10 protein-coding genes and 1 riboswitch are annotated in these 8,648 nt (G+C 37.7%); of the genes, 8 read left to right on the top strand and 2 right to left on the bottom strand.

Annotation, left to right across the window (positions count from 1 at the left end; genetic code table 11):
• Positions 1-446 (bottom strand): TolC family protein (locus JK139_RS14975; protein WP_218332040.1); only part of this gene is annotated, 446 nt, incomplete at its 3' end.
• Between the two features lie 203 nt (positions 447-649).
• Here JK139_RS14975 and trxA point away from each other — a divergent pair.
• From trxA to JK139_RS15015, 8 genes are all read left to right on the top strand, one after another.
• Entirely contained in the window at positions 650-1,024 is a 375-nt protein-coding gene (trxA, locus tag JK139_RS14980) for a thioredoxin (protein WP_218332042.1), read from the top strand.
• An 83-nt stretch (positions 1,025-1,107) separates the two neighbouring features.
• Positions 1,108-1,704: a class I SAM-dependent methyltransferase gene (locus JK139_RS14985; RefSeq protein WP_218332044.1), complete on the top strand. Its 597-nt coding sequence runs from the start codon at positions 1,108-1,110 to the stop codon at positions 1,702-1,704.
• A gap of 49 nt (positions 1,705-1,753) precedes the next feature.
• Positions 1,754-1,918 (top strand): hypothetical protein, encoded by a 165-nt coding sequence (locus JK139_RS14990; RefSeq protein WP_218332046.1) that lies wholly within the window; start codon positions 1,754-1,756, stop codon positions 1,916-1,918.
• 122 nt (positions 1,919-2,040) lie between these two features.
• Positions 2,041-2,382: a hypothetical protein gene (locus JK139_RS14995; RefSeq protein WP_218332048.1), complete on the top strand. Its 342-nt coding sequence runs from the start codon at positions 2,041-2,043 to the stop codon at positions 2,380-2,382.
• Between the two features lie 227 nt (positions 2,383-2,609).
• A riboswitch (cobalamin riboswitch) is annotated at positions 2,610-2,796 on the top strand.
• Between the two features lie 115 nt (positions 2,797-2,911).
• A complete protein-coding gene (locus tag JK139_RS15000; RefSeq protein ID WP_218332050.1) occupies positions 2,912-3,883 on the top strand; it encodes a ribonucleoside-diphosphate reductase small subunit in 972 nt (323 codons plus the stop codon).
• 48 nt (positions 3,884-3,931) lie between these two features.
• Positions 3,932-6,316, top strand: coding sequence for a ribonucleoside-diphosphate reductase subunit alpha (locus tag JK139_RS15005; protein WP_218332052.1), 2,385 nt, complete (start codon positions 3,932-3,934; stop codon positions 6,314-6,316).
• Positions 6,317-6,494: 178 nt separating this feature from the next.
• Positions 6,495-6,971, top strand: a complete 477-nt coding sequence (locus JK139_RS15010) for a PAS domain-containing protein (protein WP_218332054.1) — start codon at positions 6,495-6,497, stop codon at positions 6,969-6,971.
• A gap of 74 nt (positions 6,972-7,045) precedes the next feature.
• Positions 7,046-7,660, top strand: a complete 615-nt coding sequence (locus JK139_RS15015; RefSeq protein ID WP_218332056.1) for an HAD family hydrolase — start codon at positions 7,046-7,048, stop codon at positions 7,658-7,660.
• Positions 7,661-7,665: 5 nt separating this feature from the next.
• On the opposite strand, the gene JK139_RS15020 is transcribed toward JK139_RS15015, so the two are convergent.
• Positions 7,666-8,648 (bottom strand): alpha-amylase family glycosyl hydrolase (locus JK139_RS15020; RefSeq protein WP_218332058.1); only part of this gene is annotated, 983 nt, incomplete at its 5' end.

Below are 8,648 nucleotides of genomic sequence, written 5' to 3' on the forward strand. Positions count from 1 at the left end.
GTTTTAAACTGATACAATTCAGATTGTTTAGCTGCACCTTTCCGCATATACAACATATCCAAATTTAATAGCGGTTGCTGTACAGATAATTGGGTGGAAAAATCTGGTGTACCAGAAGGATGATTCAATAAATCAGGATTGAAATCAGCCTGTGTAATGGATTTTTGCTGCAGTTTAAATCCAAATGCATTCAAGGGATTATTGGTACTCATAGCTGTATAAGAAACTCCAACCTGTGGTAAAAATATGGCATCGGTTTGTTTATAATTGCTTTGAGCAATTTGTTCGTCAACCCCTGCCAGTTGTACTGATTTGTTATTGGAAGATGCCCTTGTAATAGCATCGGCCAAGGTTAAAACCTGCGTACTATCCTGCGCTGATACCAGATGATTGAACAACATTAAACATACGCCAATGAAGGCACTGACTGCATACTTTCTTTTCATTCTTAGCATCGTGTTAAAAATTTGATGCAAAACTATCATCAGCAAAAAGCCTGTACTGTGACATATATCACCCAAAAAAAATTCCTTTTTTTAAACAAACAGCAAATAATGGTTCCTCTTTTTGCCCGGTTATACAACCCATTATGTGATAAACATCACCAAACAACAAAAACTGATGTTGTAACTTCGCTAAAAATTTTACAATGGCAACGAAACATTTAACCACCCAGGAATTCAAAGACTTTGTTTTTGATTATACCAAAGAACAGGAATGGAAATACAAAGGCAACTTGCCTGCTATTATTGATTTTTATGCAGACTGGTGCGGGCCTTGCAAAATGGTAGCTCCTGTTTTAGAGGAATTATCGAATGAATATGAAGGAAAACTGATTGTTTATAAAGTAGATACCGAAAAAGAACAGGAACTGGCTGGCGTATTTGGCATTCAAAGCATACCTACTTTTTTATTCATACCGGCAGAAGGTCAACCCATGATGCAGCCCGGTGCTTTACCCAAAAAAGTATTTAAACAGGTAATTGAAGAAGAATTACTGCCTATTGCAAGTGAAGAAAAATAAAGAAAAGTGAGAACCCGGGTTATATTGTAATAATTGTGCCCGCTATTTTTATTGTTAATGGGTGATATTGAAAAAAGAATAAAATGATGACAAATTTTTGGGACCAACGGTATGCAGAAAATGACTCAGTGTATGGATTAGAACCAAACCAGTTTTTCAAAACATTTATTGATAACAACAAACCGGGCACAATATTATTACCCGCCGAAGGCGAAGGGCGCAATGCCATTTATGCTGCACAGCAAGGGTGTACCGTTGATACATTTGATTACAGTGCAGTAGCAAAAGAAAAAGCACTGCAACGTGCAGCATCATTGGGTGTCACTATTCATTATGAAGTAAAAGATATCAATGATTATGTTCCGGAAAAACAATATGATGCGGTAGCACTCATTTATGTGCATTTACCCGAACCCCTCCGAAAAAAGTTTCACGCCAATGTAGTAGCCTCCATAAAACCCGGTGGTTACTTAGTGGTAGAATCTTTCAGCAAAGAACAAATACATCATAAAAGTGGAGGACCAACCGATCCTAATTTATTATACGATGCACCCACACTCTGTGCCGATTTTCAATTATTACATATTATCAGTTGTGGCCAAAAAGAAGTAATCCTTTCAGAAGGAAAATTTCATTCAGGCAGTGCCGATGTGTTGCGATTAGTAGCCCAGAAGTTGTAATTTATTACTGCGTGGATGAATAGGCTATGCAATGCACCAATTTTGATGCATGGAACATCAACTTTTTTATGAAAAGAATATTGCTGCTTGTAATTGTATTGATTGCATTTTCAACTGCCTGCAAAACAAACACAAAACCCCCATTACCAGCGATGACGATACAACAAAAGTTGATGTTGACCTGAATGGCCGGCCTTTCAGATGCCGCCGGTAAAAGGCAATGGGGCAAAAAGTAAATGAATTAAAAAACTACCTCCACTAACTACCAGTCAGCACAATGCTTTATTACCCGAACAATTGCTCAACTTAAAAAGAAGCAGTTTTGAGGCAACCCACATGATGGGCTTTTCAACCGCAGATGCTACTTATAAAAACGAAGATGGCAGCCAAAAAATTAAATTAACGCTATTTGATTGTGCAGGCGATGCCGGAGCAGGTATTTATTCGCTGAATCATCTTACAAAAATGAATATTCAATCCGAATCAGAAGACGGCTACACCAAATCAATTGATTTTATGGGGCAAAAAGACATGGAAACATATCAAAAAAACAACAATAAATACGAATTAATTTTTTTAGCAAACGATAGATTACTCATTAACATAGAAACCAACACACTTTCTGAGGATGAACTAAAACCGGCGGCAGCTTCACTTCAAATTAAAATCCCATCCTAATTCCATTATTTTTCGATATATTTTATCTGAAAACCCAATATCTCCAAAGTATTGAATCCAAAAATTTTTCACAGGCCTTCCACAAATTGTATTCGTTAAAAAAAATCATTCCTTTGTATGAGGTGGATTGAACAAAAAAGATTAGTGCAGTTTTTTTTGTTTGAAGAGAAATATGTTTTCAACATGGGGTTAATAACAATTTTGCCATTTAAACCCAAGCTTAACTATTTTGCTGCTCGGTTTAGGGTTTCCTTCACATGGAATGAATAGGGAATCAGGTGTAAGTCCTGAACTATCCCCGTAGCTGTTACCCATTTTCAAATGTTTTGGCAAAACACACCACTGTTTCAAAAGAAATGGGAAGGTAGCCAAATCATGGGAAGTCAGAAGACCTGCCTTAAACCAACACATAGCAATGCTTTCGGGCGAAAAGCAGGTTAGTTCAGTATAGGCCGGCAACCACTTATTCCGGTTTATATAACAACCACTTCAGCACCGAATATTCATAAAACAAAAAAATTGTAATACTATGAGCAGTGATGAAATTTTATTGAAAGAAAACAAAGATCGCTTTGTAATTCTGCCCATTAACTATCCGGCTATTTGGGAAAAATACAAACAACATGAAGCCAGTTTCTGGACCGCAGAAGAGATTGATTTGAGCTCAGATTTAAAAGATTGGGAAAACCTGAATAACGGCGAACGCCATTTTATTTCACATATCCTCGCCTTTTTTGCAGCCAGCGATGGAATTGTCAATGAAAATTTAGCGGTTAATTTTATGAGCGAAGTTCAACTGCCGGAAGCACGCTGTTTTTATGGCTTTCAGATTATGATGGAAAACATTCACTCAGAAACCTATGCGTTGTTAATAGATACTTACATTAAAAATCCCGAAGAAAAAAACAGATTATTTCATGCCATAGATACTGTGCCTGCCGTAAAGAAAAAAGCAGAATGGGCTTTGCGCTGGATAACCAATGGCAATTTTGCAGAAAGACTGGTTGCGTTTGCAGCCGTAGAAGGCATTTTTTTCAGTGGCAGCTTCTGCTCTATTTTCTGGCTCAAGAAACGAGGTTTGATGCCCGGATTAACTTTCAGTAACGAATTGATTTCACGTGATGAAGGTTTGCACTGCGAATTTGCATGCCTGTTGTATAAAATGCTGCAAAACAAATTATCGGAAGCACAGGTAAAAAGCATTATTACTGATGCAGTGACCATTGAAAAAGAATTTATTACGGAAGCACTACCGGTAGATTTAATTGGTATGAATGCCAAATTAATGCAACAATACATTGAATTTGTGGCCGACCGCTGGTTGGTTGAACTGGGCTACCCAAAGGTGTACAATGCCACCAATCCATTCGACTTTATGGAAATGATTTCGCTACAAGGCAAAACCAATTTCTTTGAAAAAAGAGTGGGCGACTATCAAAAAGCCGGTGTAATGAGTACCAACAATGTATCACAATCTTTTTCATTGGATGAGGATTTTTAAAGTAATTCAATATCCCAATAAAATAATTTCAATTAAAATAGTTTGACCATGCACGTAATAAAAAGAGACGGAAGAAAAGAAACCGTAAAATTTGATAAAGTAACCGCACGAATACAAAAATTATCCTACAGCCTTAGCCCAATGGTGAATGTGATTGATGTAGCCAAAAAAACCATTGAGGGTATTTACGATGGCGTACACACTGCAGAATTAGATAATTTAGCTGCCGAAACCGCCGCATCGCTCACCATTACGCACCCCGACTATGCTATTCTGGCTTCACGTATTGCCGTAAGCAATCTACACAAAAACACCATCAAAAGTTTTTCTGCAACCATGCGGCTTTTATACAATTACACTGATACACATTCCGGAAAAAAAATGCCATTAATAGCAGATGATGTAATGGAAGTAATTGAAACCAACGCAGAATTATTAGACAGTACCATTATTTATGACCGCGATTTTGCCTTTGATTATTTTGGATTTAAAACATTAGAAAAATCATACCTGCTTAAAATCAATGGCAAAATTGTAGAACGGCCGCAACACATGTATATGCGGGTAGCCATTGGTATTCATAAAAAAGATGTAGAAAGCGCCATTAAAACCTATCATTTAATGAGTGAGCGCTGGTTTACCCATGCTACACCTACCCTGTTTAATGCAGGCACACCCAAACCACAAATGAGCTCCTGCTTTTTGTTAACCATGAAAGAAGATAGTATTGATGGCATTTATGATACATTAAAACAAACCGCAAAAATATCGCAAAGTGCGGGTGGTATTGGATTAGCCATTCATAATATACGTGCTACGGGCAGTTATATTGGCGGCACCAATGGCACCAGCAATGGCATTGTGCCTATGCTGCGGGTATTTAATGATACAGCACGATATGTAGACCAAGGAGGCGGTAAAAGAAAAGGCGCCTTTGCAGTGTATTTAGAACCCTGGCATGCCGATGTATTTGAATTTTTAGACCTGAAAAAAAATCACGGCAAAGAAGAATTGCGGGCAAGAGATTTATTTTATGCACTATGGATTCCCGATTTGTTTATGAAACGAGTAGAAGCCAACGAAGAATGGAGTTTATTTTGCCCTAATGAAGCACCCGGCTTAAGCGACTGCTGGGGCGAAGCTTTTGAAAAATTGTACACACAGTATGAAGCAGAAGGCAGGGCCCGCAAAACCATTAAAGCACAAGAGCTTTGGTTTAAAATAATGGAATCGCAAATAGAAACCGGCACACCTTATATGTTGTATAAAGATGCTGCCAACCGCAAAAGCAATCAACAAAACTTAGGCACCATTAAAAGCAGTAACCTATGTACTGAAATTATGGAGTACACGTCGCCTGAAGAAGTGGCGGTATGTAATCTGGCTTCGCTGGCATTGCCACGCTTTGTAGAAAACGGCAGTTTTAATCACGAAAAATTATATGAGGTTACTTATACCGCTACCATTAATTTAAACCGCATCATTGATCATAATTATTATCCGGTAGAAGAAGCCAGAAATTCAAACCTAAAACACCGCCCCATTGGTTTAGGTGTACAGGGGTTGGCAGATGTGTTTATTTTATTACGCCTGCCTTTTGAAAGTGACTTAGCTAAAATGTTAAATAAAGAAATTTTTGAAACTATTTATTTTGCTGCCATGACAGCCAGTAAAGACCTGGCCATTCAGGAAGGTGCTTATGAAACATTTGCCGGCTCACCCTTATCAAAAGGTATTTTCCAGTTCGATATGTGGGATGCAACCCCTTCTAACCGTTGGAACTGGGAAGCACTGAGGCAGGAAGTAAAACAATATGGCGTTCGCAATTCATTACTGGTTGCACCCATGCCCACAGCCTCTACCTCGCAAATACTCGGCAATAATGAATGTTTTGAACCCTACACTTCTAATATTTATACCAGAAGGGTATTAAGCGGTGAATACATCATAGTAAACAAACATTTACTGAAAGATTTAATTCAATTGGGTTTGTGGAATAACACCATGAAAACGAAGATTATTGCGGCCAATGGTTCTATTCAAAACATAGCAGAAATACCCGCAGATATTAAAGAATTGTACAAAACAGTTTGGGAAATTAAACAAAGAAATATTATTGATATGGCTGCCGACAGAGGTGCATTTATCTGCCAATCGCAATCATTGAATTTGTTTGTAGATGCTCCCAACTCATCCAAACTTACTTCTATGCATTTTTATGCATGGAAAAAAGGCCTTAAAACAGGCATGTATTATCTGCGGTCACAGGCAGCCACACAGGCTGTTCAGTTTACTGTAGAGAAACAGGCAGAAATTACTGCACAACCGGTAATACCAGTGGCAGAAGCTGCAGCCGAAACCGATGTAACAGCCACCATAACAGAAGGCGCTGTTTGCACCATGCAGGAAGGATGTATTAGTTGCGGCTCATAAAATCAGCAAATGGATACTTTTTAAAAAACCGTTATAAATTATATAACTGTTTTTTTATATCAATTAAAATATTGAAGTTTGTTCAATGATTAAAGGCTTTTTTAGACTGAAAGGATAACAGAATATACTTAGGCGAAGAATAACAATGAATTTTACTAAACATCAGAAAAATAAATTCATGGAGAACAACCCAACGCCACATCCTTTGCTTTGCTGGGATATTGTATTAGAAGGAATAGAACGGCGCAAGCAATTAAAAAAAGATTTGGAAGCACTACAAAATATTATGTACCGGAACGAATGGAAAGAAGTGCGTGCTGCTTTTCAGGAAGCCTTAATTTGGGAAGATAAAACCATTATAGTTACCGATACCCAATTAAACATCATTCACGCCACTGAAAACTTACATACCATGAATGGTTATTGGCCCCATGAAGTAATAGGCCAACGCCCAACGCTATTTCAGGGGCCGGCCACTTCTCTTGATACACGTAAAGCCATTAAAATGGCTATTGATGCCTTGCAACCTTTCCAAACCTCATTAGTAAATTATCGTAAAAACGGCAGTATATATACCTGCCATATTGAAGGCTTCCCCATATTCAACCAATCAGGCAGGTTGGTAAATTTTATGGCTATTGAAAAAGCAGCTTAATCAATATTTTTAAACCATTACTTCAGCTATTGACTACTGTATTGTATCAACATAATTTGATTTAATATTGTAGTATGAAGTTAGTTAAAAATATTATTTTCGATTTAGGTGGTGTTTTCATAAACCTCGATTTTCAAAAAACAAATGAGGCATTTCAACAACTAGGTGCCACACAATTCTACAGTTTCTTTTCACAAACCCACTCCAATAGCCTTTTTGCAGCTTTAGAAACCGGCACCATTGCAACACATGATTTTTATGATGCTTTCAGAAAACAAACAGGTATCCTGGCAACAAACAAAGCCATTGCCCATGCCTGGAATGCTATGTTAATTAACTTTCCACCCGAAAGAATTGAATGGCTCAATTTGATACAAAATAAATACGATGTTTTTCTGTATTCCAACACCAATCAAATTCATTACGATTGTTTCATGGAAATGTTTAAACGTGATACCGGCAAAGACAATTTTAACCGCTATTTCAAAAAAGCCTATTATTCTCACAAAATAAAAATGCGCAAGCCGGATGCAGATGGATTTCAACTTATTTTACAGGAACAAAATTTAGCCCCGGAAGAAACTTTATTTATTGATGATACGTTACCTAACATACAAACAGCCCATTCGTTAGGATTACAAACCATACACCTGAAAGCACCACTAACGGTGTTAGATATACCGTTATAACTGTTCTATAATCGAATCACCATGGCTTCATAAGGGCGTAAGGGCATTTTATTTTTTAATGTGATAGTTATAGGTGTTTTTACATAATTGGCCAATACCACTTTTGCTTTAGCAGATAATGTAGGACTACTAAATACCGCATCTTTAGCAGAAAAATTCAATAGTATCAAAAATTTACCGGCAGCATCTTCTCTAAGGTATGCATATACCTGTGGATTGGCTTTATCCAGCAATGTGTATTTGCCATAAACCAGGGTTGGGTTGTTTTTACGCAGTTGTACTAATTTTCTAAAATAATGCAGACAACTATTCGGGTCATTTTCTTCAACAGCAACGTTCACTGTTTTATAATTCGCATTGATGCCAATCCAGGACATTCCGGTTGTAAAACCTGCATTTCTGGAACTATCCCATTGAAAGGGGGTTCTGCCATTATCCCTTGCTCCAAAAGAAAGATTTTTCAGCAGTGCTTGCACATTGCCGCCCGTCATTTGTGTATGCTTGTATTCATCTAATATTACCTGATCCCGATAATCATGAATGGATGAAAATTTGGGATTGGTCATGCCCAATTCATCCCCATTATAATAAAAAGGAGTGCCCCGCATGGTAAGTAAAAAAGTAGAGAGCATTTGTGAGGAATGGGTTCTAAACTGTGGTAGATCATTTCCAAATCTGCTCACCATTCTGGCCTGATCATGATTGGCCAAAAAAACAGCCAGCCACCCACTGTGTTCAAAAGCACTATCCCATTGCGAAAAAATCGATTTAAATTGCAACAAGCTGTATCCGTTAGGCTTCGCAAGGTCTACCCCATTAAAAGCATAAGCAATATTCAGTTCATGCCGGTTACTATCTACCAAATTATGTGCATCTTCAAACGTATTACCGGCACCTTCTGCTACACTCATTACATCGTATTTACTAAAAATTTGCTGGTTCATTTGTTGTAAATAGCTGTGTATATTACCCTGCATGGCATAATAAC

Origin of the sequence: Hydrotalea lipotrueae, from assembly GCF_019249625.1 — a bacterium.
In the GTDB taxonomy this organism is placed as follows: domain Bacteria; phylum Bacteroidota; class Bacteroidia; order Chitinophagales; family Chitinophagaceae; genus Hydrotalea; species Hydrotalea flava.

What these genes read in the sequence shown, in the direction of transcription:
- trxA (WP_218332042.1), top strand. Translation starts at nt 650, where the DNA reads ATGGCAACGAAACATTTAACCACCCAGGAATTCAAAGACTTTGTTTTT.
- JK139_RS14985 (WP_218332044.1), top strand. Translation starts at nt 1,108, where the DNA reads ATGATGACAAATTTTTGGGACCAACGGTATGCAGAAAATGACTCAGTG.
- JK139_RS14990 (WP_218332046.1), top strand. Translation starts at nt 1,754, where the DNA reads ATGGAACATCAACTTTTTTATGAAAAGAATATTGCTGCTTGTAATTGT.
- JK139_RS14995 (WP_218332048.1), top strand. Translation starts at nt 2,041, where the DNA reads ATGATGGGCTTTTCAACCGCAGATGCTACTTATAAAAACGAAGATGGC.
- JK139_RS15000 (WP_218332050.1), top strand. Translation starts at nt 2,912, where the DNA reads ATGAGCAGTGATGAAATTTTATTGAAAGAAAACAAAGATCGCTTTGTA.
- JK139_RS15005 (WP_218332052.1), top strand. Translation starts at nt 3,932, where the DNA reads ATGCACGTAATAAAAAGAGACGGAAGAAAAGAAACCGTAAAATTTGAT.
- JK139_RS15010 (WP_218332054.1), top strand. Translation starts at nt 6,495, where the DNA reads ATGGAGAACAACCCAACGCCACATCCTTTGCTTTGCTGGGATATTGTA.
- JK139_RS15015 (WP_218332056.1), top strand. Translation starts at nt 7,046, where the DNA reads ATGAAGTTAGTTAAAAATATTATTTTCGATTTAGGTGGTGTTTTCATA.